At 72.9% G+C, this 26,900-nt stretch carries 25 protein-coding genes; 9 read left to right on the plus strand and 16 right to left on the minus strand.

All coding sequences use genetic code 11. From position 1 onward, the window contains the following. Positions 1-149: 149 nt before the first annotated feature. Genes IEY86_RS18785 through IEY86_RS18795 form a run of 3 tightly spaced genes read right to left on the minus strand, consistent with a single transcriptional unit; the run spans position 150 to position 3,039 of the window. Positions 150-794 (minus strand): LutC/YkgG family protein, encoded by a 645-nt coding sequence (locus IEY86_RS18785; protein WP_189132930.1) that lies wholly within the window; start codon positions 792-794, stop codon positions 150-152. Continuing rightward, positions 794-2,266, minus strand: a complete 1,473-nt coding sequence (locus IEY86_RS18790; protein WP_189132895.1) for a lactate utilization protein B — start codon at positions 2,264-2,266, stop codon at positions 794-796. Before IEY86_RS18790 ends, IEY86_RS18785 begins: the two co-directional genes overlap by 1 nt. Continuing rightward, a complete protein-coding gene (locus IEY86_RS18795) occupies positions 2,263-3,039 on the minus strand; it encodes a (Fe-S)-binding protein (protein ID WP_189132896.1) in 777 nt (258 codons plus the stop codon). The genes IEY86_RS18790 and IEY86_RS18795 overlap by 4 nt, the downstream gene beginning before the upstream one ends. Before the next feature lie 221 nt (positions 3,040-3,260). On the opposite strand from IEY86_RS18795, the gene IEY86_RS18800 reads away from it, so the two are divergent. From IEY86_RS18800 to IEY86_RS18815, 4 genes are all read left to right on the plus strand, one after another. Continuing rightward, a complete protein-coding gene (locus IEY86_RS18800) occupies positions 3,261-4,007 on the plus strand; it encodes a L,D-transpeptidase family protein (RefSeq protein WP_189132897.1) in 747 nt (248 codons plus the stop codon). Positions 4,008-4,321: 314 nt separating this feature from the next. Next, the gene (locus tag IEY86_RS18805) at positions 4,322-4,720 is read left to right on the plus strand and encodes a hypothetical protein (protein WP_189132898.1); all 399 of its coding nucleotides are present in this window, start codon (positions 4,322-4,324) and stop codon (positions 4,718-4,720) included. A gap of 19 nt (positions 4,721-4,739) precedes the next feature. After that, the gene (locus IEY86_RS18810) at positions 4,740-5,750 is read left to right on the plus strand and encodes a tetratricopeptide repeat protein (RefSeq protein ID WP_189132899.1); all 1,011 of its coding nucleotides are present in this window, start codon (positions 4,740-4,742) and stop codon (positions 5,748-5,750) included. A gap of 308 nt (positions 5,751-6,058) precedes the next feature. Continuing rightward, complete coding sequence (locus IEY86_RS18815; RefSeq protein ID WP_189132900.1) at positions 6,059-6,481, plus strand: secondary thiamine-phosphate synthase enzyme YjbQ; 423 nt, start codon at positions 6,059-6,061, stop codon at positions 6,479-6,481. A gap of 86 nt (positions 6,482-6,567) precedes the next feature. Here IEY86_RS18815 and lpdA read toward each other — a convergent pair whose 3' ends face one another. Beyond that, positions 6,568-7,968 carry a dihydrolipoyl dehydrogenase gene (gene lpdA / locus IEY86_RS18820; RefSeq protein ID WP_189132901.1) on the minus strand — a complete coding sequence of 467 codons (1,401 nt, stop codon included), beginning with the start codon at positions 7,966-7,968 and terminating at the stop codon, positions 6,568-6,570. A gap of 334 nt (positions 7,969-8,302) precedes the next feature. Here lpdA and IEY86_RS18825 point away from each other — a divergent pair, with 334 nt between their 5' ends. Together IEY86_RS18825 and IEY86_RS18830 are read left to right on the plus strand one after the other, a co-directional pair. Then, positions 8,303-9,511 carry a nitric oxide synthase oxygenase gene (locus IEY86_RS18825; protein WP_189132902.1) on the plus strand — a complete coding sequence of 403 codons (1,209 nt, stop codon included), beginning with the start codon at positions 8,303-8,305 and terminating at the stop codon, positions 9,509-9,511. Between the two features lie 146 nt (positions 9,512-9,657). Continuing rightward, positions 9,658-10,737 carry a lactonase family protein gene (locus tag IEY86_RS18830; protein ID WP_189132903.1) on the plus strand — a complete coding sequence of 360 codons (1,080 nt, stop codon included), beginning with the start codon at positions 9,658-9,660 and terminating at the stop codon, positions 10,735-10,737. A gap of 174 nt (positions 10,738-10,911) precedes the next feature. Here IEY86_RS18830 and IEY86_RS18835 read toward each other — a convergent pair whose 3' ends face one another. Continuing rightward, positions 10,912-11,763, minus strand: a complete 852-nt coding sequence (locus tag IEY86_RS18835; RefSeq protein ID WP_189132904.1) for a sirohydrochlorin chelatase — start codon at positions 11,761-11,763, stop codon at positions 10,912-10,914. Positions 11,764-12,021: 258 nt separating this feature from the next. On the opposite strand from IEY86_RS18835, the gene IEY86_RS18840 reads away from it, so the two are divergent. Further along, on the plus strand, positions 12,022-14,046 hold the full coding sequence (locus tag IEY86_RS18840) for a G8 domain-containing protein (protein WP_189132905.1): 2,025 nt from the start codon (positions 12,022-12,024) through the stop codon (positions 14,044-14,046). Here the strand turns inward: IEY86_RS18840 and IEY86_RS18845 are convergent. From IEY86_RS18845 to IEY86_RS18860, 4 genes are all read right to left on the minus strand, one after another. Continuing rightward, positions 14,004-15,023 carry an N-acetylglucosamine kinase gene (locus tag IEY86_RS18845; RefSeq protein WP_229698558.1) on the minus strand — a complete coding sequence of 340 codons (1,020 nt, stop codon included), beginning with the start codon at positions 15,021-15,023 and terminating at the stop codon, positions 14,004-14,006. The two genes, IEY86_RS18840 and IEY86_RS18845, sit on opposite strands and share 43 nt — an antisense overlap. After that, positions 15,020-15,697, minus strand: a complete 678-nt coding sequence (locus IEY86_RS18850) for a uracil-DNA glycosylase (RefSeq protein ID WP_189132906.1) — start codon at positions 15,695-15,697, stop codon at positions 15,020-15,022. The genes IEY86_RS18845 and IEY86_RS18850 overlap by 4 nt, the downstream gene beginning before the upstream one ends. Before the next feature lie 23 nt (positions 15,698-15,720). Then, positions 15,721-16,809, minus strand: coding sequence for a WD40/YVTN/BNR-like repeat-containing protein (locus tag IEY86_RS18855; protein WP_189132907.1), 1,089 nt, complete (start codon positions 16,807-16,809; stop codon positions 15,721-15,723). A 124-nt stretch (positions 16,810-16,933) separates the two neighbouring features. Continuing rightward, the gene (locus IEY86_RS18860; RefSeq protein WP_189132908.1) at positions 16,934-18,031 is read right to left on the minus strand and encodes an NADH:flavin oxidoreductase/NADH oxidase; all 1,098 of its coding nucleotides are present in this window, start codon (positions 18,029-18,031) and stop codon (positions 16,934-16,936) included. 122 nt (positions 18,032-18,153) lie between these two features. On the opposite strand from IEY86_RS18860, the gene IEY86_RS18865 reads away from it, so the two are divergent. Next, on the plus strand, positions 18,154-18,513 hold the full coding sequence (locus IEY86_RS18865) for an ArsR/SmtB family transcription factor (RefSeq protein ID WP_189132909.1): 360 nt from the start codon (positions 18,154-18,156) through the stop codon (positions 18,511-18,513). 103 nt (positions 18,514-18,616) lie between these two features. Here the strand turns inward: IEY86_RS18865 and IEY86_RS18870 are convergent, their stop codons facing one another. Both IEY86_RS18870 and IEY86_RS18875 read right to left on the minus strand, forming a co-directional pair. Further along, positions 18,617-20,014, minus strand: a complete 1,398-nt coding sequence (locus IEY86_RS18870) for an FAD-dependent oxidoreductase (protein WP_189132910.1) — start codon at positions 20,012-20,014, stop codon at positions 18,617-18,619. 179 nt (positions 20,015-20,193) lie between these two features. After that, complete coding sequence (locus IEY86_RS18875; protein ID WP_189132911.1) at positions 20,194-20,850, minus strand: DUF305 domain-containing protein; 657 nt, start codon at positions 20,848-20,850, stop codon at positions 20,194-20,196. Positions 20,851-21,119: 269 nt separating this feature from the next. On the opposite strand from IEY86_RS18875, the gene IEY86_RS18880 reads away from it, so the two are divergent. Then, the gene (locus tag IEY86_RS18880; protein WP_189132912.1) at positions 21,120-22,610 is read left to right on the plus strand and encodes an LVIVD repeat-containing protein; all 1,491 of its coding nucleotides are present in this window, start codon (positions 21,120-21,122) and stop codon (positions 22,608-22,610) included. 21 nt (positions 22,611-22,631) lie between these two features. On the opposite strand, the gene IEY86_RS18885 is transcribed toward IEY86_RS18880, so the two are convergent. From IEY86_RS18885 to IEY86_RS18905, 5 genes are all read right to left on the minus strand, one after another. Next, positions 22,632-23,282, minus strand: a complete 651-nt coding sequence (locus IEY86_RS18885) for a TetR/AcrR family transcriptional regulator (RefSeq protein WP_189132913.1) — start codon at positions 23,280-23,282, stop codon at positions 22,632-22,634. 116 nt (positions 23,283-23,398) lie between these two features. Next, entirely contained in the window at positions 23,399-24,151 is a 753-nt protein-coding gene (locus tag IEY86_RS18890; RefSeq protein WP_189132914.1) for an HAD family hydrolase, read from the minus strand. Then, positions 24,148-24,882: a phosphatase PAP2 family protein gene (locus tag IEY86_RS18895; RefSeq protein ID WP_189132915.1), complete on the minus strand. Its 735-nt coding sequence runs from the start codon at positions 24,880-24,882 to the stop codon at positions 24,148-24,150. The genes IEY86_RS18890 and IEY86_RS18895 overlap by 4 nt, the downstream gene beginning before the upstream one ends. A 36-nt stretch (positions 24,883-24,918) precedes the next feature. Beyond that, entirely contained in the window at positions 24,919-25,854 is a 936-nt protein-coding gene (locus IEY86_RS18900) for a M56 family metallopeptidase (protein ID WP_189132916.1), read from the minus strand. A gap of 139 nt (positions 25,855-25,993) precedes the next feature. Next, positions 25,994-26,572, minus strand: coding sequence for a DUF5134 domain-containing protein (locus tag IEY86_RS18905; protein ID WP_189132917.1), 579 nt, complete (start codon positions 26,570-26,572; stop codon positions 25,994-25,996). Positions 26,573-26,900: the final 328 nt, after the last annotated feature.

Genomic DNA, 26,900 nt, shown 5'->3' on the forward strand with positions numbered 1-26,900 from the left:
AACGGGTTTTCCGGTGGAAAACCCCCGTATCGGCATCCCGCCGACGGCCGGATCCGGTCCTCGACGGGACCTCGGCCGCCGCGTCGGCTCGGGCCGCCCGCGCCGACTCGGTCGCCCGCGCCCGTCCCGCGCCGGCTCGGGCCGGCGCCTCAGTCGGCGAGGAGGACGGCTTCGAGGGTGCGCGGCCCGTGCACTCCCTCGACGCGGTCCAGCTCGATGTCGCTGGTGGCCGACGGACCCGAGATCCAGGTCAGCGGGCGTGACGGGTCCAGGCGCCGGAGGGCCTGCGCCACCGAGGCCACCACCTGTTCGGGGCGGACCACGCAGATGTGGTGGTCGGGGACGAGGCTGAGCAGGCGCCGTCCCTGGTCCGGCTTCGCGTCGAGGACGATCGTGCCGGTCTCGGCGACGGCGACCGCGCACGCCGTCACCACGCTGTCCACCCGGTCGAGCCGGCTGGCGGTCAGCGAGCCGTCGTCGGTGAGGACGCGGACGCCCTCCGAATCAGCGAGCCAGTCCCCCGGCAGCGCCGGGGGCACGGCCACGTCGCCCGAGCGGTGCTCCGCCAGCAGCCGGGCGAGCAGGCCGGGCAACTCGGCCGCGGAGCAGCGGTGCACGACCGCCCGGTAGTCGGCGAGGTTGTCCGCGAGCAGGTCCGCGACCTCGGCGGGCGATCCTGTCGCGTGCGCGTCGAGATAGTCCCGGTCGACGGGGAAGTCCTCGGGCGCCTCGTCGCGGGGCACGTCCGCCAGCGCCGCCCGCACCCGGGCGAGGACCAGCTCCCGGCTGCCCATCATCGGCCGCCCTTCCCCGCGGGGCCGCCCCCAGCCCTGGGTCCGCCGCCCTGGGTGCGGCGCCACCAGTCCCGGAACGACTCCTCGGGGATCCTCGGGACCTCGCGGGTGTCGGTCCACGCGGCGGCGGGACCGGGCAGGTGCCGGGGACGGAACCGCCGTGCCCGCGTGGCCAGTCGCTGTGCGCGGGCCAGCCGTGCCGGGTCCTCGAGCACCCACCGGGCGGCCCTCATCGCGGTCCGCTCCGCCGGGTGTCCCTTGCCGGTCTCGGCCACGCGTTCGCGCAGGTGGACCAGTACCTCGGGGATGTCGATCGCCACCGGGCAGACCTCGTAGCAGGCCCCGCACAGCGAGGAGGCATACGGCAGCGACGCGTCCAACGCACTGGTGATGCCGCGCAGTTGGGGGGTGAGGATGGCACCGATGGGGCCCGGGTAGGCCGAGCCGTACGCATGGCCGCCGGCCCGCTCGTAGACCGGGCACACATTCAGGCAGGCCGAGCAGCGGATGCAGCGCAGCGCCTGTCGGCCCACCTGGTCCGCCAGCGCGCCGGTCCGGCCGTTGTCCAGCAGCACCAGATGGAACTCGCGCGGCCCGTCGCCCTCGGCCGTCCCGGTCCAGGTGGAGGTGTAGGGGTTCATCCGCTCGGCGGTGGAGGACCGGGGCAGCAACTGGAGGTAGACCTCGAGGTCCTGCCACGTCGGCACGATCTTCTCGATGCCCACGACGGAGATGAGCGTCTCCGGCAGGGTCAGGCACATCCGGCCGTTGCCCTCGGACTCGACCACCACGAGCGTGCCGGTCTCGGCGACCATGAAGTTCGCCCCCGAGACGGCGACCTTGGCGGAGAGGAACTTCTCCCGCAGATGCAGCCTGGCCGCCTCGGCGAGGTCGGCCGGCCGGTCGGTGAGCCCGTCGGGCGCGGCCCGGCCCCAGCGGCCCATCGCCCGGACGAAGATCTCCCTGATCTCCGAGCGGTTGCGGTGAATGGCCGGAACGAGGATGTGGGAAGGCCGGTCGTCGCCCAACTGCACGATGAGCTCGGCCAGATCCGTCTCGTACGCCGTGATGCCCTCGGCGGCCAGTGCCTCGTTGAGCCCGATCTCCTGGGTGGCCATCGACTTGACCTTGACCACGTGCGTCTCGCCGGTGGCCTTCACCAGTTCCGCGACGATGCGGTTGGCGTCGGCGGCGTCGATCGCCCAGTGGACCCGCCCGCCCGCCTTGGTGACGGCCTCCTCCAACTGGAGCAGGTAGTGGTCGAGATGGCGCAGGGTGCGGTTCTTGATCGCCGCCGCGGCGGCCCGCAGCCCGGCCCAGTCGGACAGTTCGGCGACCGCGCGGGCCCGCTTGTCCCGGATGGTGTGGGTGGCGTTGCGCAGATTGCGGCGCAACTGGGCGTCGGTGGTGGCGGCTTCCGCGGCCTCGGGGAACGAGGGGAAGGCGGGCATGCCGAGGTGGACGGCGGTCATGCCGGGCTCCTTTCACCGTCGGCCCAGCCCGAGCCGTGCGGGTCGTCCTGCGTGCTCGCGAGAATCTCCGCCAGGTGCAGGGTGCGCACCCCCGCGCGCTGGCGCTCCAGGGTCCCCCCGATGTGCATCAGGCAGGAGTTGTCGGCGGCGCACAGCACCTCGGCGCCGGTGTCGGCGGCGTGGCGGACCTTGTCCGAGCACATCGCGGCCGACACGGCCGGGTTCTTGACGGCGAACGCCCCGCCGAAGCCGCAGCACTCGTCCGCGCCCTCCAGCTCCACGAGGTCGAGCCCGCGCACCGCGCGCAGCAGGCGCAGCGGCCGGTCGCCCACCCGTAGCAGCCGCAGGCTGTGGCACGTCGGATGGTAGGTCACCCGGTGGGGGAAGTAGGCGCCCACGTCGGTCACCCGGAGCACGTCGACCAGGAACTCCGACAGCTCGTACACCTTCGGCACCACCTCGGCCACCCGGTCCCTGGGCACCCGGCCCATGGAGCGTCCGGCGATCCGCGGGTGGACGTCGCGGACCATGGCGGCGCACGAACCGGAGGGCGCCACGATGGCGTCGTAGCCTGCGAACGCCTCGGCGAAGCCCCGCACCAGCGGCTCGGCCTGGCGGCGGTAGCCGGTGTTGTAGTGCATCTGCCCGCAGCACGTCTGCTGCGCCGGGAACTCGACGTCGACCCCCAGGCGGCGCAGCAGAGCGACGGTCGCCTGCCCCGTGCGGGGGTAGAGCGTGTCGTTCACGCAGGTGATGAAGAGGGCGACTCGCATCACGCCTCCATGCCGAGGGGGATCGTTGCGCGCACGGGGAGACTACCCGCAACCGCGTGATCCCACCGGGCGGTGCGGCGCGGCTGCCACCATGGAGGACTGTCCTCGGCGCGGGCCGGGAAGCCGCAAGCGCGAGGAACGGGAGGAACGCGAGGAAGGCGAGGAAGACGAAGACCGCGAGGAAGACGAAGACCGCGAGGAAGACCGCGGGAGGAGGAACGATGCGCACATCGGGGGCCGGACGGATCCGGGGCGCCGCGGTGGGGGTGCTCCTGCTGGCGGGCTGCGGCGCCCTCACGGCATGCGGCCAGAGCCCCTCGCACCCCCAGGGGCACGGGCAGGGGCAGGGAGACCAAGCGGCGCGGGCGGACCGGACCCGGTATCCGCCGGGCATCGGCCGGTGGCTCAGGGACCGCGTCCCCGGCCGCGCCCGGCAGGTGGTGGCCGTCTACGGCGAGTCGGTCACCTCCGCGCGCTCCACCGTCGTGCTGTACGAACGGCAGGGCTCCGGCTGGCGGCGGCTGCGCTCCTGGCCCGCGCACAACGGTCGGCGCGGTTGGACGACCGCCCACCGCGAAGGCGACCGCAGAAGCCCCGTGGGTGTGTTCACCCTCAGCGACGCGGGCGGGGTGCTGCCCGATCCGGGGGCGAGACTGCCGTACTCGGCCTCTTCGGCATTCACTCCACCGAGCTACTGGCCCACGCCGAAGCATCACGACTTCGACTACGTGATCGCCATCGACTACAACCGCGTGCGCGGCACGTCCCCTCTGGACCCCCGGCGCCCGCTCGGGCAGAGCAGGGGCGGCGGCATCTGGATCCATCTCGACCACGGCAGCGGCACCTCGGCGTGCGTGAGCGTCTCGCGGTCCGCGATGACGTATCTGCTGCGCACTCTCGACCCGGCTCTGCACCCGGTGGTCGTCATGGGTGACCGACGCAGCCTGGCCGCCCAGCCCACCCCTTGAGGTCAGACCTCTGGAATGTGAACTCCGGGTCGCGGTGCGGGAAAACGGGCAAGTACAGTGGCAACTCCGGCAAGGAGTAGGACCACTTATGGATGTGATGGAACGCCGGGGCGCATCACGCCGCCTCAGCAACGCGTTGCGCGCGGCGCTCCGAAGCACCGGCCCCCACCGCCCCGCGCACCGGCCGGAGCCCGTGCGGCGGCGCGGCCCACTGCGGCCCGCCGCACCCGCCGCCACCGGCCGCCCTTGCGCGGACGGCCGTTCCTGAGGAACGGTGAGCGACGGGTGCATCGGAACGAGTGAGGGGGCGGCCCATGGAGCCGGTGTCCACGGCCCTGGTGGCGGCGGCGATCACCGCAGCGGCGACGAGTGCGGGGAGCGAGGCGGGACGAGGGGTCTGGGGCTCGTTCACCGCGCTGTCGCACCGAGTGCTGGGCAGAGGCGAGGCGGGCGAGCCCCGGGTGAGTCCCGACGACAGCGCCGAGCGGCTTGCCGCCCTCGCCGACCTGCTCGTCGAACGGGCCCGCCGCGACGAGGAGTTCGCCGCCGACCTGGCCCGCTGGCTGGCCGACGCCGGGCGGCCGGCCGAGTCCGCGGGGCAGGCGGGCGATGTCCGCAACACCGTCTCCGAGGGCGCGCACATCGGCGGCAACGTGGTGCAGGCACGCGACATCACCGGCGGGATCAGCTTCGGCGCGCCCTCGGCGCCGTGAACCGGACGAAGCGCGGACCGTGGACCACGAGGGCGAGGACGCGCGCGACCGCCCGCTCGAGCGGACCTACCGCGCGCTGACGCCACCGGCGGCCCGCCTCTTCCGCCTGCTCGGCCTGCATCCGACACACCGATTCGGCGCAGCAGCGGCCTCGGCCCTGACCGGCGGGCCACCCGGGGAGGTTCCGGTCCTCGTCGGGGAACTCGCCGACGCCGGGCTGATCGTCGGGTTCGACCAGGACCGCTACCTCATGTCCGAGGCCGCCCGGATGTTCGCGGCGGCGCGGGCGGCCGTCGAGGAGGGCGGGGCCGAATGCCGCGCGGCCGTGCGCCGCCTGCTCGACCACTATCTGGCGGTGGCGGCGTCGGACGACCCGGAAGCACGGGAGGCCGAGCACGACAATCTCAGGGCCTGCGTGCTCACCGCCGAGGAGTACGGGCTGGACGAACCGGTGTGGCGGCTGAGCGAGGCGCTGTGGCCGCTGTCCGCGCGGCTCGGCCACCCGCCGGAGTGGATACGGGTCCTCGGCGCCGGTGTCGAGGCCGCCCAGCGCCTCGATGACCGGCGGGCGGAGGGCAGCACGCGGCGCCGGCTCGCCTCGGCGCTGCTCGCCCTGGACCGCCTGGACGACGCCGAGGTCCAACTGGATGCCGCCGTCGCGGCGGCACGGGAGGCCGGTGACCGGCGCGGTGTGGCCGCCACCGTGGAGTCACTGGGCCTGCTGCGTCTGCGCCAGGGGCGCCCGGCGGACGCCGTGGAACTCCTCGGCGCCGCGGGTGGACTCCACCTCGACGCCGGCCGACCGGGCGAGGCGGTCGGCCCCCTGGACCGGGCGCTGGCGATAGCCGGGGAGGCTTGCGGGCCGGCGCGGACGGCGGACCTGGCGGTCCTTCGGGCGCGATGCGCCGGGGAGTCGGGGGCGCCCGCGGACGAGGAACGGTTCCTGCGGATGGCCCTGGACGGCTACGAGCGGGCCGGATCGCCCGTCGCCGAGGACATCGGAAGGCGGCTCCGCAAGCCCCCTCGTTGATCTCACGCACCGCCGCCCGGCCCGCCCGGTTCGTCCCGATCGTGCTCGCGGACGGCCCGTAGCCGACCAGGTGGACGCGTGGATCGGCCACCACGCGGGTGCCCTCGACAACAGCCTGGCCATCTCAAGGATTGCGGCGGCAAGGATTGCGGCGGCAAGGATTCCGGCGGCGAGGATCCCGGAGGCAAGGATTGCGGCGGCAAGGATTGGCGACAAGCATTCCGGCTCTGGGGACCGCGCGCTTGAACCGTCGGCGTCCCGGCTCGCGTCGATGCCGCCTTGGACGCCGTGCCGGGCACCATGGAGGCATGACCCAGAACTTCACGACACGCACCCTCGACCTCACCACGGGCAGCCGGGAGGGGGTCTTCGATCTGACCCGGGAGTGCGCGCGGTTCCTCCAGGAGGCGGCACAGGGGAGGGACGGCCTGCTCAATGTCTTTGTGCCGCATGCCACGGCGGGGATCGCCGTCATCGAGACGGGCGCGGGAAGCGACGAGGACCTGCTGGCCGCGCTCAAGGACCTGCTGCCCGCCGACGACCGGTGGCGGCACCGCCACGGCAGCCCCGGACACGGTCGCGACCATGTGCTGCCCGCCTTCGTCCCACCGCACGCGACCCTTCCGGTGGTCGCCGGTGAACTGGCGCTCGGCACCTGGCAGTCGGTGACCCTGGTGGACACCAATGTCGACAACCCCCGCCGCCAGGTACGGCTGTCCTTCCTCGGGTGAGCACGCCGTGAGCGTCCGCGCGAGCGCACATGAGCACGGCGGGAGCGCGCCCTCGGGCAGTGCTCCCGCCGTGGTCCATGGGGCCGTCACATATTGATCATGTGACCGGCCAGGCCGTGGATCGCCTCCTTGACCGCCTCGCCGAGGGTCGGGTGCGCGTGCACATTGCGCGCAACCTCGTGGACGGTCAGGTCCCACTGCTGGGCCAGCGTCAGCTCCGGGAGGAGTTCGGTGACCTCGGGGCCGATGAGGTGGGCGCCGAGAAGCTCGCCGTGCGTGCCGTCGCTGACGACCTTCACGAACCCGACCGCGTCGCCGAGCCCGTGGGCCTTGCCGTTGGCGGTGAACGGGAACTTCGCCACCTGCACGTCGAAGCCGCGCTCACGGGCCTGCGCCTCGGTCCACCCGAAGCTCGCGATCTGCGGCTGGCAGTAGGTCGCCCGCGGGATCATCACGTAGTCGAGTTCCATCGTCTCGGCGTCGGCGATGGTCTCGGCGGCGATGACGCCCATCGACTCGGCGGCGTGCGCCAGCATCAGCTTGGCGGTGACATCGCCGATGGCGAAGATGTGCGGCACCGAGGTCCGGCAGCGGCCGTCCACGTCGATGGCACCGCGCTCGGTCAGGCGGACGCCGGTGTTCTCCAGGCCGTAGCCCTGGACGCGGGGCTGGAAGCCGATCGCCTGGAGCACCTTGTCCGCTTCGAGGACCTGCTCCCGACCGTCGCGGGAGACGGTGACCCGGACCTTCTCGCCGGAGTCGTCGATGCCCTCGACCCGCGTGGAGGTCAGCACATCGATGCCGAGGCGCTTGTAGCGCTTCGCCAGTTCGGCGGAGACCTCGGCGTCCTCCAGCGGCACGACGCGGTCGAGGAACTCGACGATCGTGACCTTCACCCCGAAGTTGTGCAGGACGTAGGCGAATTCCACACCGATGGCGCCCGCCCCCGCGATGACGATGCTCTCGGGAAGCTTCTCGGAGAGGATCTGCTCCTCATAGGTGACCACGCGCTCGCTCAGCGAGGTGCCCGGCAGCAGCTTCGTGCCGGCACCGGCGGCGATGATGCAGTGGTCGAAGGTCACGGTCTCGGTGCCGCCGTCGCGCAGCGCCACCTGGAGGGTGTTGGCGTCCGAGAACGTTCCCCGTCCCTCGAACTGGGCGATCTTGTTCTTCTTCATGAGGAAGTTGACGCCCTTGACGCGGCCGTCGGCGACCTTGCGGCTGCGTGCGAACGCCGTGCCGTAGTCGAAGGAGACCTGTCCTTCGACGTTGATTCCGAAGGTCTTCGCCTCATGGGTGAAGATGTGCGCCAGCTCCGCGTTGCGCAGCAGCGCCTTCGAGGGGATGCAGCCGACGTTGAGGCAGACACCGCCCCAGAACCGCTCCTCGACGATGGCCGTGTTGAGGCCGAGCTGTGCGGCCCGGACCGCGGCCGTGTACCCACCCGGGCCCGAGCCCAGGACGACGACATCAAAGTGTGTACCCACGCGTTGAACGTTAACAAAGGGCCGCCAGGTGCTGTCGAGGGCACATGCCGCCCCGCGGGCGGTGCGGCGGCCCTGTCGGCCGGACCTGCCCGACCGGGTGCTGATGATCCGCTGGACCACGTCCTCGAGGTGAGCGCTGTCACGGGCGGCGACCCGGGTGAGGAAATCGCTTCCAAGCGCGGCGCACCGGCTCCGCTCGTGGCTTGATCGACGGCGCACAACCGGAAGGATGGATCTCCGTCAACAGTGGGTAGTGGGCAGGGAACTCTGTGTGTCCCGCCGCGCCCACTGATGGGCAGGAGGGGCCCCTGTGACACCTGGGGGTGCCGAAACGATGTTCAACTTCATCCGCAAATCCGGCAAGGAGGAGTGCCCGGTGCGGGTCGACGAGCCGTCTCCTGGCGTACCGGATCCGGAGGAGAAGGGGGGCATCCGAGAGCTCGCCGAGGAATTCCTGCGGCTGCACCGCCACGAGGACCCGCACGCCGCCCCGTTGCAGCCCCGTCTGCGTGAGGTCGAGCGCCAGATCGAGCGCAGCGGCACCTATGAGCACACCCCCGACGAGCTCGCCTTCGGCGCCCGGGTGGCCTGGCGCAACAGCAACCGCTGCATAGGGCGCCTGTACTGGCGCTCGCTCCAGGTCCGCGACCGCAGGCACATCGACACCGCCGAGGGCATGGCCCAGGAGGCCGCCGGGCACCTGAGGGCGGCCACCAACGGCGGCCGGATCAGACCCGTGATCACCGTGTTCGCGCAGGAGGCCCCCGACCGGCCGGCCCCGCGTATCTGGAGCGAACAGCTCATCCGTTACGCCGGTTACGAGGAGGACCCCGGCCCCGTCGTCGGCGACCCGCGCAACACCGGCATCACCGACGCCGCCCGTGAGCTCGGCTGGCCCGGCGGCCCCGGAACACCGTTCGACGTCCTCCCGCTGATCGTCCAGGGCAGCGGCGAGCAGCCCCGGTGGTTCGAACTGCCCGACGACTGCGTGCTCGAGGTGCCGCTGACCCACCCGGACCTCGACTGGTTCGAGGAACTGGGCCTGCGCTGGCACGCCGTTCCCGCGATCTCCTCCATGTGCCTGGAGATCGGCGGCGTCTGCTATCCGGCCGCGCCCTTCAACGGCTGGTACATGGGCACCGAGATAGGCGCCCGCAACCTCGCCGACACCGACCGGTACAACCTCCTGCCGACCGTCGCCGACGGGCTCGGCCTCGACCGCAGCGGCGACCGCTCCCTGTGGAAGGACCGGGCGCTGGTCGAGTTGAACCTCGCCGTGCTGCACTCCTTCGACCGCGCCGGTGTCACCGTCGCCGACCACCACACCGAGTCCCGCCGCTTCCTGACCCACCTCGAGCGCGAGGAGCGCGCGGGCCGCAGGGTCGGCGCCGACTGGTCGTGGATCGTGCCGCCCCTCTCGGGCGCGGCGACACCCGTCTTCCACCGCTACTACGACACCTGCGAGCAGCGTCCCGCCTTCGCCCACCACCCGGAGTCGCTGGTGCTCTCCCGAGGAGAGTCGCTGGTCGGCCACGAGATCTGAGCCACGGCCCGACCCCGGCCGGGACCCGGGACGCGGGACGGGATTCGATCAGGATGTGGATCAAGTCCTGACTCCGGACCGAGTCAGGACTACTGTCGGCTCTCACGGGCGACGCGCGACGGGCGAAGCGCGGGAATGGAGCAGCGGTGGACGACACAACCGGGAACGGTGCCGGGGGCGGGTGGACGAGGGCCTATCTCGGCTCGTTCACCTCATCGGGCGGACGGGGGATCACCGTCGCGGCGGTCGATCCGGACACCGGCGCGCTGACTCGGATCACGGATGTGGACATGCGGGAGAACCCCTCGTTCCTGGCCCTGTCCCCGGACCGGGACACGCTCGCGTGCGTCCTCGAGGACGAGGAGGGCGCCGCGGCCGCGTTCACCCTGCGCGACCGCGACAAGCCCGAACCGCTGACCAGGGTGCCGGTGCGCGGCTCGGCGCCGACGCATCTGTCGTTCGCGGTGGGAGGACGGGCCATGGTCATCGCCAACTACGGGTCGGGCAGCATCAGTGTGCTGCCCGTCCTCGGCGACGGCGACGGCGGCCTGGACACCATCTGCGACCTGGTCGACCACCACGGGCACGGTCCGGTCACGGACCGGCAGGAGGGGCCGCACGCCCACCAGGTGCTGCCCGACCCCTCCGACCGCTGGATCCTGGCCGTCGACCTCGGCACGGACAGCGTCCTGGTGTACCGGCCGGACCCGGGGTCGCTGAGGCTCATGCCGCACGCCAGCCTCAAGCTGCGCGGCGGGGTCGGGCCGCGCCACCTGGCCTTCCACCCGAGCGGGCACGTCGTCTACGTCGTCAACGAGCTCGAGCCGGTCGTGACGGTCTGCCGCTGGGAGGCGGAGGCCGGACGCCTGCACGAGATCGGCGAGGCACCGATGGCGGCGCCCGGCGCCGGGGGCCCCGATTACGCGTCCAACGGGGTCGTCTCCCCGGACGGGCGGTTCCTGTACGTCGCCCTGCGCGGCAGTGACACGATCGCCGTGCTCTCCCTCGACGACTCCGGAGAGGTGCCGCAGCGGGTCACGGCGGTCGGCTGCGGGGGAGCCTGGCCCCGCCACCTGGCCGCCGACCCCTCGGGACGACGCCTGTACGCGGCCAACGAGCGCTCCGGAGAGGTGGTCTGGTTCGACATCGACGAGGGGACCGGTGTGCCGCGGCAGGCCGGTTCGCTGGCGGTGCCGGCCGCCTCCTGCGTGCTCTTCGGCCCCTGAGACACGCCTCAGCCCCGATGCACGCCTGCCGCGCGGGCGACTCTGTGCGGGCACGGCTCTGTCCGGGCATGCCTCGGCACCGGCACGCCTCGGCCCCGCGACCGTGACGGTGCGCGGGGCCGAGGCGGAGTCCGTTGTCGGCGGTCAGGTTGTGGGGGGCCAGGTTGTCGGCGGTCAGTGGGAGGGGGCCTGCGCGTCCGCCGGGGCGATCCCCAGCGCGGCGGTGTATCGGGTCAGGACGAGCTTGCCGACGGCCGGGTAGGCGCCCAGTGCCTCCGCGCCCGCGCACCCCGCCTCGGCGGCGGCACGGGAGAGCAGCTCTCCGGTGATCTCCGGGCCGATCAGGCAGGGGGCGAGCGCGAGGTTGCCCGCGCCCGAGGCCCGCAACTGGGCGGCCGTGTGGGCGATCGAGCCCTCGATGTCGAGCGCCGCGGCCAGCACCGGAACGGCGAGGCGGGCCGCGAGCAGCACACCGGTCACCCCGGCGGCCCGCACGGCCTCCTCGCCGCCCACCGTGGCGAGGATGATGCCGTCGGCGGCGGTAGCCACGGTGAACAGGCGCGCCCGGTCGGCACGGGCGAGTCCGGCCTCGGACAGCCGCACGTGCAGCGCCTCGGCCAGCAGCGGGTGCGGCCCGAGTACGTCGGTCAGTTCGACGGAGGCGCTGCTCCCCACGACGGCCTGGCCCAGCCGGCGCATGATCGACGCCTCGGGGCCCGCGAGCAGCGGCACCACGACGGCGGCCGGGGTCTGCGCGAGCGCATGCGCGAGGCTGGGGAACTCGCCCCCCTCACCCTCGAGGTAGGCCACGCGCGCGTCGAGCCCCGGAAGGTCCGCGCGCACTATGCTCGCGACCTCCTCGGCTATGCCGCGTGAGGCGTGGGAGGGGGCACCGGGCACGGCGAGGACCAGCGCGGGCGCGCCCTCGGGCACGGCCAGCGGCTCCGGCCTGCGGTGACGCCCAGGCTGTCGGGGGCGGGGCATACGAACGGGCAGGCCATTTCCGGGTCCAGCAGCAGAACTCATGGGGTCGGATGGTAGTAGCTGAACGGGCCCGCGTGTTCGGTCGGGTCCGCCGAAATGATGCTCTGTCCCTTATCCGGCCGATTAGGGACGGCGAGCGTGCCGATCCCGCTACGGTGGGTTGCGGGCGATGCCCTGCGGGGCCGCGTCCGGCAGGTGGGCCCGAGAGCGGAGGGGGCGGCAGTGCCAAGCGATCGAGTACCTGACAAACCTCCCTTAGCGGACGGCTCTTCGCCGCGTTCCTCGTCAACGGACGTGCCCTTGGAGGACGTCCCGGCCCCTCGCCGTCCCCGCCCGCGCCGGCGGCGTGTCCTGGCCGTCGGCGCGGCAGCCGGTGCCGCCGCCCTGGCGTTCCCCGTCGGCCGGTGGTCGGGTCTGCTCGGCGAAGGAGCCCACGCCGCGTCCGTACCGGGAACCGTTTCCGGACGCGCCGGTGGTTCCGCGCGACCCGAGCGGCGCTGGTCCGACGCCCGCGGCTGGCACGGTGGGGCTCCCGCGCGCGGCGCCGAGGTGTACATCCGTGACGCGGTACTGCTCGACACGGACGCCGATGTCGGCTCGCTCGTGGTCGAGGAGGGCGGCTCGCTGCGCTTCGCGCCGTCCCGTTCCACGACATTGACCGCGCGGGGCAATGTCGTCCTGCGTGGGCGTCTGGCCATGGCTCCCGCCCGTGCCGGGATCACGCACCGGCTGGTCTTCGCCGGTGTGGACGAGAGCCGGTTCCGCGGCGCCGCCATGGACCCCGACGCCCGTGACACCGGTCTGTGGGTGCGCGGCAAGGGGCAGTTGGTGCTCCGGGGCACCGCGAGGACCGCCTGGGCGAGGGCCGCGGGCTCGCTGGCCAAGGGCAGCAGGGCCGTGTCGCTGGCGGGGCGTCCCCGGGGGTGGCGGCCCGGTGACGAGGTGGCCGTCGTCCCCACGGGGCGGCCGGACGGCGGGGGTTTCCACGACCGCTACGACATGAGGGTGATCGCCTCCGTCGAGGGCGCGCTGATCCGGCTGACCGAGCCGCTGTCCCACGACCACCCCGCCGTGCGCGTCGGCGCGGGCACCACCGCGGGCGCCGAGGTGCTCAACCTCACCCGCAACGCCCGGATCGAGGGCAGCCCCTCCGGACGTGCCCACATCCACATCATGAGCACGGCGCGGCAGCGCCTGAGCCATGCGGCGCTGCGCTGGCTGGGGCCGCGTCAAGACAGTGAGGAGACCTGGCGTTCCCCGGAGGGCACCCGGCACATCACCGAGGGCGTGCTGGGCCGCTACCCCCTGCACTTCCACATGATGGGCGACGCCACCCGAGGCACCGTCGTGGACTCCGTCGTCGTCCGGGACTGCGGAAACCACGCCTTCGTCCCGCACAACAGCCATGGCATCACCCTGCGCGACTGCGTCAGCCACAACACCTGGGACGACGCCTACTGGTGGGACGGAGCCCCCGACACCCGGCACGACCAGGGCCCCAGCCACGATCTGCGGTACGAGCGCTGCGTGGCCTCCCGGGTTCGGGCGGACCCGCCGTTCCGTGGCTACCGGCTGACCGGCTTCGCCCTCGGCGCCGGACACGGCAGCGCCGCCAGGGGCTGCGTCGCCGTCGGCGTCCGGGGCACCACCAGCTCCTCGGGGTTCTTCTGGCCCGAGGGCGGCAGCGGGACCTGGGAGTTCACCGACTGCGTGGCCCACAACAACGCCGCCGACGGGATCTTCGTCTGGCAGAACAACCACCTGCCCAACACCGTCCGCACCTTCCTCGGCTACCACAACGGCGGCCATGGCATCGAACACGGCGCCTACCTCAACGACTTCGCCTACCGCGACTGCGTCCTCCACGCGAACGGCGTGGGCGGCGTGCTCATCCACGCCCTCGGCGCACGCGAGGGGACGGTCTTCGGCAACCTCCTCATCGACGGCGGCGGGCTGTCCGACCACGCCTTCGCCACGGCCCGGCACACCTCCTACGGAGGCACCGTCACCATCACCGGCTGCCGCCTGCTGGGCCATCGCACGGCCGGGATCGCCGTGCGCAGCTCGGGTGGGCAGCCGGACGAACTGGACATCGCCGCTTGCGAGTTCACGGGCAATGAGCTCCGGCTCGACGACCATGTGCCGGAGCGCTCCCGCATCCGGCTGCGCCGCGAGGACGGCTCAACCGTCACGGTGGGACCCGCCTCCGGCTCCGGAACGCTGGTGCGCGCGTGGAACGCCCGTACCTCGCCCGCGCCCCCGATGCGCTGGTCGGGGAAGCGCTACCGGCCGCCGGTGCTCGTCCTGCCGCCGGTGTCGGGCTGAGCGGTCACGGTCAGCAGGGGCTCCTCCACCGGCAGCCGCAGTGTGCCGTCGGCCAGGGCCGAGGCGATCCGCACCGCCCCGAGCAGGGGGTCGCCCTCGGCCGCGACCACGCGGGCCCGCGGGCACAGCCGAGCCAGCTCCTCACGGAACGGGCGCAGCAAAGGCTCGCCGATGCCGAAGACCCCGCCCGTGCAGGCGACCGCGCGGTCCTGGCCGGGCGGGCAGGCGGCGGCCGCCGCGTCGGCGATGTGCCCCGCGGCCCGTTCGAGGACGTCCGCCGCCACCGGGTCGCCCTCGGCGGCGCACCGGGCGACCTCGGGGACGAACGAGGCCAGCACCGCGGGCCGGTCCGCCCTCGGGTAGAGCCTTCCCGGCATGGACGCGGCCGGGCCGAAGACTGCCTCCAGCGCGGCCAGGAGCGGCTTGGAGCCGCCCCGGCGCCCGTCGTGGGCCCGCATGGCCGCCTCCAGGCCCGCTCTGCCGATCCATGCCCCCGAGCCGCAGTCGCCGAGCAGATGGCCCCAGCCGTCCACCCGCCGCCAGGGCCCGCGCAGGTCGGTACCGAGCGCGATCAGCCCGGTCCCGGCCGCCACGACCGCCCCGGACCGGTTCCCGAGCGCACCGGCGTAGGCGGTCACGGCATCACCCGCCAGTGCCACCACCCGGGCTCCGAACGCCTCGCCCAGCGCCCGCGGCACGGCGGCCCGAAGGCCGTCGCCGAGTGACACCATGCCGGCGGCCCCCATGGCCGCGGCGGTGAGCGGCCCGGCTCCCGCCCCGCCGATCAGGTCGGCGGCGGCGGGCAGCACCAGATCGAGCATCGCGGCGGCGTCGATCCCCGACGCCGAGGTGCGCACGGCCACCGGCATCCGCCGCTCACCGAGCACCACGCCGTCGCGCGCGAGCGCCACCCGTACACCCGTGCCGCCGGAGTCCACCCCCAGCACCCATCCGCCGGGGACCGCGGCGCCGGTCACGGCAGCCGCCAGTCCACCGGCTCGGCGCCCTGACGGACGAGCAGCTCATTGGCCCGGCTGAACGGCCGCGAACCGAAGAAGCCGCGGTCGGCCGACATCGGGCTGGGGTGGGCGGACTCCACCGCCGGCACCGGACCGAGCAGCGGGCGCAGATTGCGGGCGTCACGCCCCCACAGGATCGCCACCATCGGCCTGCCGCGATCCACCAGGGCCCGGATCGCCTGCTCGGTGACCTCCTCCCAGCCCTTGCCGCGGTGGGCCGCGGGTTTGCGCGGAGCGGTGGTCAGCGCCCTGTTGAGCAGGAGGACACCCCGCTCGGTCCAGGGCGACAGGTCGCCGTTGGACGGCGGGGGCAGCCCGAGGTCGCCGCCGTACTCACGGAAGATGTTGATCAGGCTTCCCGGCAGCGGGCGGACGTCCGGCGCCACCGAGAAGCTGAGGCCCACGGCGTGGCCCGGTGTCGGATAGGGGTCCTGGCCCACCACGAGCACACGGACGTCGTCGAAAGGCTGCTGGAAGGCGCGCAGCACATTCGGGCCCGCGGGAAGGTAGGTACGCCCCGCCGTGATCTCGGCGCGCAGGAAGTCGCCCATCGCGGCGATCCTTCCGGCGACAGGTTCGAGGGCCTTGGCCCAGCCGGCTTCTACGATTTCGTTCAACGGTCGTGCAGCCACGGGCAGTCACTCTAGTGGCCCTTTCACCCCTCGAGTGACGCAGCCCTCACACAGAGCACATCCGGAAGGTGCTCGGCGACCAGATGCCAGCTGTCGCCCTCGTCGGCGCTGGCGTACACCTCGCCGTTCCGGTTGCCGAAGTAGACCCCGGCCGGATCGGCGTCGTCGAGGGCGAGGGCGTCGCGCAGCACCACGCCGTAGTGGTCGCCCTGGGGAAGCCCTTCGCTGAGCGGCTCCCAGGTCTCCCCGGCGTCCTGCGTGCGGTAGACCCGGCATCTGCGGCCCGCGGGCAGCCGCATCACGTCCGCCTCGATCGGGAAGACGTACGCGGTGCCGCCCCGGTGCGGATGCGCGGCCACCCCGAACCCGAAGTCGGCGGGCAGGCCCTCGGCGATGGACTGCCAGTGCCCCCCGCCGTCGTCGCTGCGGTAGACCCCGCCGTGGTTCTGCAGATACAGCCGGTCGGGGTCCTCGGCGTCCTGGGCGATCTTGTGCACGCACTGGCCGAACTCGGGGAAGGGGTCCGGCAGGAACGAGGCCTTCACCCCCGAGTTCGACGGCTGCCAGCTGGCGCCGCCGTCCACCGACCGGAAGACACCGCCGGTGGAGACCGCCACGGTGACCACGTCGGCCGTGCGGGGGTCGGTGACCACGGTGTGCACCGCCTGGCCGCCGAACCCGGCCTCCCACTGCTCCCGGGTCGGGTGCTCCCACAGGCTCTCCACCAGCGAGAACGTCTCACCCCCGTCGTCGGAGCGGAACAGCGCGCCGGGCTGGGTGCCCGCGTAGACGACGTCGGGCGCGGCAGGACCGGCCGGATGCAGCTGCCACACCCGCTCCAGCGACGTGCCGGTGCTCTTGGGGAACTTCACCGCCGGCTCGGCCGGCTCGTGCCAGCTCGCCCCGAGGTCGTCGGAGGTGAACACCGAAGGCCCCCAGTGGGAGCTGTCGGCTCCGACCAGCAGTCTCGGCGAGGACCGCCGGGTGTCGATGCCGATCGAGTAGACGGCCTGCATCGGGAAGTGGGGGCCGGTGAACTCCCACGCGCCGCCGGATCCACGGCCGAGCATGAGCCCCTTCTGGGTGCCCACCGCCAGAAGCACTTCGGTCATCTGCGCCACCGCCTTCGAGGGATTGTGTCCTGTGTCACAGAGTCTGCCGCGCCCCACCGACAATGGCAGCACGGCGGCGCGGGAACCTTGCCCCGCACCGCCGCGCTGTCTGTGTTCTCCCAGGTCAGAAGGCCAGGAGGTACTGGTCGGGCCGACGTGGGGCGGCGCCGAGGGCGACGGCCGCGTCATTGGCCCAGTTCGGATCGCGCAGGAGGGCGCGTCCGAGGAGCACCGCGTCGGCGGCCCCGGAGGCGACGATCTCCTCCGCCTGGCCGGTCTCGGTGATCAGGCCGACCGCGGCCACCGGCAGCCCGGTCTGCGTGCGCACCTCGGTGGCGAAGGGCACCTGGAATCCGGGGGCGGCGGGGATGGCGGCCCCGGAGGCGTTGCCGCCCGTGGAGGTATCGAGCAGGTCCACTCCGTGGGCGAGCAGTTCCTTGGACAGGCGCACGGTGTCCTCGCCGGTCCAGCCGTCCCGCTCGTCCTCGGGGTTCTCGGTGAGCCAGTCGGTGGCGGAGACGCGGAAGAAGACGGGCAGTTCCCGCGGCCACACCGACCTGACGGCGTCGACGACCTCGAGCGCGAAGCGGACGCGGTTCTCGAAGGAGCCGCCGTACTTGTCGGCGCGGTGGTTGGAGTGGGGGGAGAGGAACTCGTTGATCAGGTATCCATGGGCGCCGTGGACCTCCACGACCTTGAAGCCCGCGGCGAGCGCGCGCTCGGCGGAGGCGGCGAAGTCCCGCACGATGCCGTTGATCTCAGAGACCGTCAACTCGTCCGGCACCGGGTGGCCGGAGGCGAAGGGGACGGCGCTGGGCGCGACGGGCTGCCAGCCGTGCTGGTCCGTGCCCAGCGGCGCTCCGCCGCGCCAGGGGCGGTCGGTCGAGGCCTTGCGGCCGCTGTGGGCGAGCTGGATTCCGGGAACGGCGCCGTGCTCCTCGAGGAAGCGGGTGATGCGGGAGAAGGCCTCCTGCTGGCGGTCGTTCCACAGTCCGAGGTCGGCGGGGCTGATCCGGCCCTCGGGGGAGACGGCGGTGGCCTCGGTCAGGATCAGCCCGGCGCCGCCGACGGCACGGGCGCCGAGGTGCGCGAGGTGCCAGTCGGTGGGAGCGCCCGCGTCGGGTCCGTCCACGGCGGCGCAGTACTGGCACATCGGTGCCATCCAGACCCGGTTGGGAATGGTGAGGGACCGCAGGGTCAGAGGCTCGAAAAGGGCGCTCACAGGGACTCCTAGAGACGGATTCGTGCTTGATCGAGCTAGTACGGTAGGCATCGTAGTACGGCAGGTGTCAAATTACGATGCCTCTCGTACAATGGAGCTCTGCTCGACCGTAAGGAGCCCCCGTGTCATCGCAGACGGCATCGTCCGCCCGGGTCCTGGAACACCCGCCGCGTGAGGCGATCCAGCTGGAGGCGGTGCTGCACGCGCTCTCCGACCCGATGCGCCTCCAGATCGTGCGCACCCTCGCCGACCTGGACGAGGCGGTCGCCTGTTCCGTGGTGGACCTGGCGGTCAGCAAATCGACCAGCACCCACCACTTCCGCGTCCTGCGCGAGGCAGGCGTGATCCACCAGTGCTACCAGGGCACCGCCAAACTCAGCGGCCTGCGCCGCGACGACCTCGACGCCCTCTTCCCGGGTTTGCTGGACAGCGTCCTGGCAGGCGCGAGAAGCCAGCAGTCCCGCCGAGAGCCGGCAGGCTGACGGCGCCTCGGCGGGGCTGCGGCCCGAGGCAGCCCCACCCCTGCCGAAGACCCACGCCTGCCGAAGGCCCACGTCTGCCGAAGGCCCACGTCCGCCGGAGGCCCTACGTCCGCCGAAGACCTCGGCGTTCGGGCTTCGGGGAGGGCTCGGGGGCCGCCGCCTTGCCGTTCGTGCCGTTCCGGGCCGCTTTCAGCAGGCCCTCCCAGTCCGGGATCTTGGCCGCCGCGCGGCCCGAGGAGGCGCCCAGGACCGCTTCCGCCGCCTCAATGGCCAGCCAGCCCGCCCAGGGGACCGGGTCGAGGCCCAGGGAGCGCAGCTCCTCCAGCGGGTCCGGGGTCACGGCGTCGCCCAGCAGGGAGGCGCTCGCGTCCTCCAGGACCGCCGCGGCGGTCTGTTTGCCGTCGGGGCGGTTGGTGCCGATGACGCCCGTCGGGCCCCGCTTGATCCACCCGGCGACGTATTCGCCGGGGGACGTCAGGCCCTCCCTGAGCACCCGCCCGTCCTCGTTGGGCACGATCGCGCGCCGGGGGTCGAACGGCAGGCCCATCAGCTCGACGCCCTGGTAGCCGATCGAGCGCAGCACCATCTGCGCGGGCAGGTCCTCGAATTCGCCCGTCCCCGAGACACCGCCCTGCGCGTCCGGCGCCGTGCGCTCCAGCCTCACCGCCCTCACGCTCCCCTCGCCGAGCAGCGCCGCCGGCCGCAGGAAGAAGCGCACATGAACCCGCCGCGGGCGCCCGGACAGCGGCCGCCCCGCCCACTCGCGCAGCACATCGAGGTTGCGCCGCACCGCGGGGGCCGACGCGGAGGGGGCGGCGAACCCCGGGTCGAGCGCCAGCTCGTCCTCGCGCACGACGACGTCGGCTCCGGCGAGTTCACCGAGTTCGCGCAGCTCCTTGGTGGTGAACTTCGCCTGCGACGGGCCGCGCCGCCCGATCATGTGCACGTCCTCGACGCGGCTCTCGCCGAGGCTGCGCAGGCAGTGGTCGGGCACATCGGTCGCGCGCAGCTCCTCGGCGCCGCGGCTGAGGATGCGCGCGACGTCCACGGCGACGTTGCCGACGCCGATCACCGCCACGGAACGGGCGTTGAGGGTGAAGGCGTCCAGCTCCGTGTCCGGATGGGCGCTGTACCAGGAGACGAAACGGGTCGCGGAGAAACTGCCCGGCAGATCCTCACCGGGCACCCCGAGCCTTCGGTCGGAGGAGGCGCCGAAGCAGTACACGACCGCGTTGTAGAGGGCGCGCAGCCGCTCGGGGCCCACGTCCCGGCCCACGTGCACATTGCCCAGGAAGCGCACCCTGGGGTGCTCCAACACCCGGCACAGCGTCGCCTGGATCGACTTGATCTTCTCGTGGTCGGGCGCGACGCCGTAGCGGACCAGGCCGAAGGGGCACGGCAGCCGGTCGATCACATCGACCAGCACGTCCTCGTGCCGCGTGAGGGCCTCCGCCGTGTAGATCCCGGCCGGGCCCGATCCCACGACTGCGACGCGAAGCATTGGCGGCTCCCTCGGTCTGTCGCGCGGGCTCCCCTGAGACCGCGCGCACGGGCCTGGAGTCCAGCTTGACACCAGCGCGCCCCTGGCGGGAGGAGGCGTGGCGTCCGGCGGCCCTCCGGAGGCCTTCAGGGGTAGATCGTCGGCCACCGGCCGCCGACGGCCCCTCGGAGCCCGAGCGGTCACAGCCGCCGCATCCGGCCGATCTCGGCCGACTGCGTCGCGATGACGTCGGAGGCCATCTCCTCGACGGTGACGTCGTTGCCCTTGGTCGACACATCCGTCGCCATGGTCACGGCGCCCTCGTGATGGGTGATCATCAGCTTCAGGAACAGCTTGTCGAACGCCGCTCCCCGCGCCTTGCGCAGCGCCGCCAGCTGCTCGGGCGTGGCCATGCCGGGCATCGCGGTGTGGTCGTGGCCGCCCTCGGCCTCCTGCGGCTGCCCATGGCGCTTCAGCCAGGCACGCATCGCGCCGACCTCGGGCCCCTGGGTGTGGGCGATGCGGTCGGCGATGGAGCGCACCCCCCTGGCCCTTGCGCGGTCGGCCGCCAGATCGGTCATCGCCAGCGCCTGCCGGTGGTGGTGGATCATGTTCCGGACGTAGGCCACGTCCGCCGTGTTGGGCTCGTTCTCGGGGCGGGCCTTGGCCGCCTCCCGCGGGGAGAGGGTCTTGTTCGCCTCGCCGGGCCTGCCCGGAGCCACCACCGGGGGCCCGGACCGGTCGGCCCGCGTCCCCTCGGCGCCGTCGGAACCGGAGTCGCAGGAGACCAGCGCCAGTGCGGTGAGCGCCATCCCCGCCGCCGAACCAGCCGCCCTCACGGCCGCGTGACGCACCATCGGCAATTCCTCCCGCGTCGGGCCGGACGGCCGGGTCCCGGCCGCCGCGGGCCGCACCGTCGCGACCCCTTCGGTGACCGTATTGGAACGGTGACGCCTGCGCACGACAACCGGCCGACCCGGCCAACGGCCAGGCCCGGGCGCAACCAGCCGCGACAACTGCCGTGCACGACAACTTCGTTGAGTCCCTATTGAAATGCCCATGGCACACGCGATACTTCCGACGTCCACAAACCGCTCAACCGTGAGCGGAGACAAGGGAGGACGCAGTGACGTCGTTCCACAGACCGCGCGCACGACGCAGAAAACATCTGGTCGGGCTGAGCGCGGCTTTCGCCCTCACCGCCGCGCTGGTCGCGGCGTCGCCCGCGGCCGCCGTGCCGGACCCGGGCACGGCCCACAAGGCGGACACGGCGGACCACACCGCCGAGGTGAACAGGCAGATCGCCGCCGGTGGCATTCCCGGTGTCGACGAGGTCGCTCACAGCGACAACGTCTCCCACCTCGCGAACCTGCCGAAGCAGGACCCCTTCACCACCCCGACGTCGTTCGGCACCGACATCGCCTTCCAGGGCCGGTACGCCTACGACGGCAACTACGACGGCTTCGTCATCTACGACATCAGCCGCCCGTCCAGGCCCAGGATCGTCAGCCAGGTGCTCTGCCCCGGCTCGCAGAACGACGTGTCGGTCTCGGGCAATCTGCTCTACCTGTCGACCGACTCCTCGCGCAGCGACAACTCGTGCGCCAGCACCTCGCAGCCGGCGAGTGAGAAGTCCTCGTGGGAGGGCATCAAGGTCTTCGACATCAGCGACAAGGCCAACCCCAAGTACATAGCCGCCGTCGAGACCGACTGCGGCTCGCACACCCACACGCTGGTGCCGGACAAGGAGGGCAGGAACGACTACCTGTACATCTCCTCGTACGCGCCCCGGCCGGAGTTCCCCGACTGCCAGCCGCCGCACGACGGCATCTCGATCGTGAAGATCCCGAGGAAGAACCCGGCCGCCGCCGCGGTCGTCGCCACCCCGGTCCTCTTCCCCGACGGCGGCAACCCCGGCTCGCCCGGCCACTCGGCCACCAGCGGCTGCCACGACATCACCGCCTTCCCGGGCAAGGACCTCGCGGCCGGCGCCTGCATGGGCGACGGCATCCTCCTGGACATCTCGGACCGCGAGGCGCCCAAGCTGATCGACCGGGTCCAGGACACCGTGAACTTCGCGTTCTGGCACTCCGCCACCTTCAACCGCAAGGCCTCCAAGGTCGTCTTCACCGACGAACTCGGCGGCGGCGGCGCGGCCACGTGCAACGAGGCCACCGGTTCCGAGCGCGGCGCCGACGGCATCTACGACATCATCGGGCACGGCGACCAGCGCAAGCTCGTCTTCCGCGGCTACTACAAGATCCCGCGCCGACAGGCCGACACCGAGAACTGCGTGGCCCACAACGGCTCCCTGCTCCCCGCCAAGGGCCGAGACATCATGGTGCAGGCGTGGTACCAGGGCGGGGTCTCCGTGTGGGACTTCACCGACTCGGCCCACCCGAAGGAGATCGGCTGGTTCGAGCGCGGTCCGATCTCCACCGACACCCTCGCCGTCGGCGGCGCGTGGTCCGCGTACTACTACAACGGCCACATCTTCTCCAGTGACATCCAAAAGGGCCTGGACGTCCTGAAGATCTCCGACCGCCGTACCGACAGTGGCGCTCGGGTCCACCTGGACAGGCTCAACGTCCAGACCCAGCCCGACTACCGCCGCTGAGGCTCCCGCCGTCCGCGTGGATCACGGCCGCCAAGGCGCCGGCCACGCGGGCGGCGGCCATGCCGGCGGCGGCGCCGTCGACGGCGTGCCCTGGTCCCAGTCCAGCCCGTAGCGGCGGAAGAGTTCCGCCCTGATCCTGGCCGGCTGGAGCTCGGCCCCCGGCAGCAGCAGGCCGACGACCCCGCCCATCAGCAGCGCCCGCAGCAGCCGGTAGTCGTCGACCGGGTCCTCGGTCCCGTACCGGATGACGGTGTCCTTCAGCAGTTGGGCCAGCTTCTGCTGCTCCGAGCACTGCTGGAAGCCCGCGGCGTCCGGGTCGATGATCATCGCCATGTGGGTGCGGAAGAGCGTCGGCCGATCGACCGCCATCCCCAGGACGCAGTCGATGACCCGCGCCATCCGCTCCCGCCCTCCGAGGGCCTTCGGCTCGGCCTCGAGCGCGGCCTCGACCTCCGTGGACATCAGCCGGTGCACCGCCGACTGGAGCAACTGCCGCTTGCCGGGGAAGTAGTAGGAGATCAGACCGCGTGCCGTACCCGCCCGGTCCGCGATGTCGCCGAGAGTGGTCCTCTCGTAACCCCGCTCGTCGACCAGTTCCACTGTCGCCTGGAGGAGGCGGTCGCGTGAGCGGCGGCGCATCTCCTCGTTGACCGATGCGCTTCGAGGGGACATGCTTTAACTCCTGCGTTGACTGGCTTCCAGCCAATATACTCAGGGACGGCTCGGGCGCCCCTTCTCGGGTGCCCGACTTCGGGGGCGGAGCGGCAATAGGCGACGCGGGGGATCGCCTATTGCCGCGCCATTCCGTTTTCGCCGCTCAGGTCGCTCCCATCATGCTCCCCGTACGCGCCGAGCAGGCCGACGACGGAGAACAGGGAATCCGGTCGCGACTCCACGGGGAGCGGGTCCACGAAGTGCACCGGACAGCCGAGGGCGGCGGCGCCGGCGTCGGCGATTCGGCTGTCCCCGACCATCGCGACCTCACTGGGCGGCAGGCCCAGCCCCTCGCACGCGATGGCGAACAGCGCCGGGTCGGGCTTTTGGACCGCGTGCTCGAACGACAGCGTGTACACGTCCACGAGGCCGTCCAGCCCATGGTGGCGGAAGACCGGCCGAAGGTCCCAGCCGATGTTGCTGACCACGGCCACGGGCACCCCACGGCGTCTCAACTCGCCCAGTACCGCGGCCGTATCGGGGTAGGGGCGCCACATCCGCGGGGCCATGTGCAGGTCGTACAGCGGCTCCAGGAGATCCGGCCAGGGCAGTCCCGCCTCGCGCGTCAGCCCCGTGTACGCGGCGCGGTGGCGCTCGCCGTCGAGGTCGCGCTCCCTCCACAGCCGCTCCAGATGCGCCGGAACGCGTACGGGGTTGGCGCCGCCGGGCAGCGCCCCCGCCGTCTCCAGGCGCGCCGCCCAGACCCCCAGTTCCTCGTCGTCCACCGCGATCCCCGCCGCCTCGAGGGCTGTCGCCAGCCAGGTGCGCGTGCTCGTGACACGCAGAAGCGTTCCGGAGAAGTCGAACATCACCCCGTTGACCGTCATGCGCGCCATCCTCGCAGGCGCGGGCCCCGCGAGGGAGCCCGCCAGGGAGACATCACCGCCGCGCAACAGGCGACCACCGCCCCTCCCAGCAGCCATCCGGCCAGCACATCGCTGAACCAGTGAACGCCCAGGAACATCCGGGTGAATCCGACACCCAGAATGGACACCGCGGCGAGAGCGGCGGCCACGGCCGACCACGACCGCCGCCCCGAGGGCGCGGTCAGCGCGACCAGCCAGACCAGCAGGGTGCAGGTGACGGCCGCCGTCATCGCGTGGCCGGACGGGAACGAGCCATTGGCGGCCGAGTCCACCGGATGGGGCAGATGCGGCCGGGCCCGACCGACGGCCGCCTTCACCGCGCTCTGCACCACCAGCCCGGCCAGCGCCGAGGCCGCCACCCACGCGGCGAGCCGGGTGGCGCCCCTGAGCACCAGCCGGACGATCACGGCCAGGGTCAGCAGCCGCATGGTGAGCGGATCCCAGACCCAGTCGGTCAGGACACGGTCGGCGTGCGTCCAGCCCGAGTGGGCGAGCGCCGCACGGTGCAGGGAGTTCGCGATCGAGTGGTCCGCCGAGCGCAGCGGCCCCCAGCCCGTCTCGACGAGCGACAGGAGGACGGCGGCGCACCCGGTGAGCGCGGCCGCGGTCCAAGCGGACGCGCGGCGGGCCCGCCGGTCACCCGCGTCGTGCGGGACGCCGGTCTCGTTCGGGCTCTCGGCCGGGGAGCGCATGGACATCATCGTCGTCTACCCCGGGGCGGGAGAACGTCACGCCATGGCGTGCAGACCCGGGACGAGGGTGACCAGCACGGGGACGACCGGGATGAGCACGGCCAGCGCGGTCAGGCGCAGCCTGCGGGCCCGTGAGAAGCGGGGCTTGGGGTCCAGCAGCCGGTCGACGCGGCGGGGCAGCTGGGCGTGGTGGGTGGGGCAGGGGCCGAAGACCCCGCGGTCCGCGTTGAGTTCGACCAGCGCCAGCGCGGTGGTCAGCCGGCCGTGCCGGCGGGAGGCGGCGTCGTCGGCCGCCAGCTCCACCAGACGGTGCACCTGGTCGCGGAAGGCCGCGAAGACCGGCACCTGCGGGAAACCGGTGGCCAGAGCGCCCGCGCAGTGCTGGAGCCAGTGGTGGCGGGCCCGGGCGTGGTCCTGCTCGTGCGCCAGTACGGCGTCCAGCCGCCGCCCCTTCAGCCGCCGCAGCGCGGCCGTGGTGATGACCAGGCGCGGCGGGGTGCCGGGCAGCCACCAGGCGTCGGCCCGCTCGCTCTCCAGTACCACCAGGCGTTCGCGGCCCCGCTCCTCACCCGGCAGCTTCGGCGCCCTGGTCAGCAGTTCGGCCCGGTGGCGACGGCGGCGGGCCCGCTCGACGCGCACCTCCAGGGTGAGCATCGCGGCGGTCCGGGCGGCGCCCAGCGCCAGCAGCACGGCGCACATCGCGGACCACGGTCCGAACTCGCCGAACCCGTAGGCGTCCTCCACCCCGTGCGGGGCGAAAGCGAAGAGCTGACCGCGCACGGCGTGCCAGGCGGCCGCGGCGCTGAGCGCCATGGCCAGCACGCACGCCAGGAGCACGGCGGCGACCGCGCACTGCCAGACCCACAGGGCGAGCACCGGTTCCCGGTCCTGCCACTCCGTCCGGGAGAGCAGGCGGGGGGCAACGGCCGCGACCACCCCGGCAAGGGACAGCAGCGCGAACAGGACCGTCATGACGATCACAGTAGGGCGCGGGCGGTACCCGCCGGTACGGACTGGGCGGGGAAGTGACGCATGCCACGGATTTCGGTGCGGGTGCGGGTGCGGGTGGGCGGTCGGCTCGCGCTCGTGGCCGGCGGTGTGCCGCGCCCGCTCACATGGTCAGCAGCATCGCGAACATCCCGATGCCCATGGACACCCGGCAGGCCGCGCTCAGCGCCGGGGCCTCGCTCGGGCGGACCGGCGCGGTCAGCACGCCGGGGGCCTCGGTGGCGACCATGCGGGCACCCGTCCGCAGGGCGTAGAGCGCGAAGTAGGCGAGCAGGAGGCCGGTCAGCACAGGGATGCCCGGGGCGGCGGGGGGCCCGGTGTGGTGGTGTCCGCTCGTGGCTCCGGGGGCCATCGCGAGCGCCATGTAGACCATGGCCGCGGTCCCGACGGCGTGGTGCACATGGTGCGCCCTGTGCCCAGCCTCGCGGGCCCGCACGGCGGAGCCGAGCGCGGCCGCGCACAGCAGGGCGAAGACGGCGGCGAACACCACGGGGCCGTACGGCTGCGGATCCGGCCGCGCGGCGGGCAGCGCCATGGCCGCCATGCCGAGGCCCATCAGCGCCTCGCTTCCCGCGGCCCGGCGGCTGTGCCCCCGCGCGCCCCGCATCCGTGCCAGGCAGTAGACGCCGGACGCACCGGTGAGTGCCACGAGCAGCCAGCCGACCAGAGGCGGTCCATGCATGGGCATCCTCCCCTCGGAACTCCCCTTGGGAGCGTCCGACGAGGAGGATGCCCCGGCACGACAGCGCACACTCGAGCGCACAGGAGTACCGGGGGAGCGCGGCGGGCCCCGCGCCGAAGGCGCGCCTTCGATGGAGGAGAGGAAGGGAACGCCCTCGGCGAAGGAAGGGGCGCCTTCGGTGGAGGAACGGGGCGCCTTCGGCGGAGGAAGGGGCGCCTTGGGCGGAGGAAGGGGGCGCCTTCGGTGGAGGAAGGGAAACGCCTTCGGCGGAGGAAGGGGTGCCTTGGGTGGAGGCGGGGGGCGCCTTGGGCGGAGGAAGGGAAACGCC

Origin of the sequence: Wenjunlia tyrosinilytica, assembly GCF_014646055.1 — a bacterium.
Classification (GTDB): Bacteria; Actinomycetota; Actinomycetes; order Streptomycetales; family Streptomycetaceae; genus Wenjunlia; species Wenjunlia tyrosinilytica.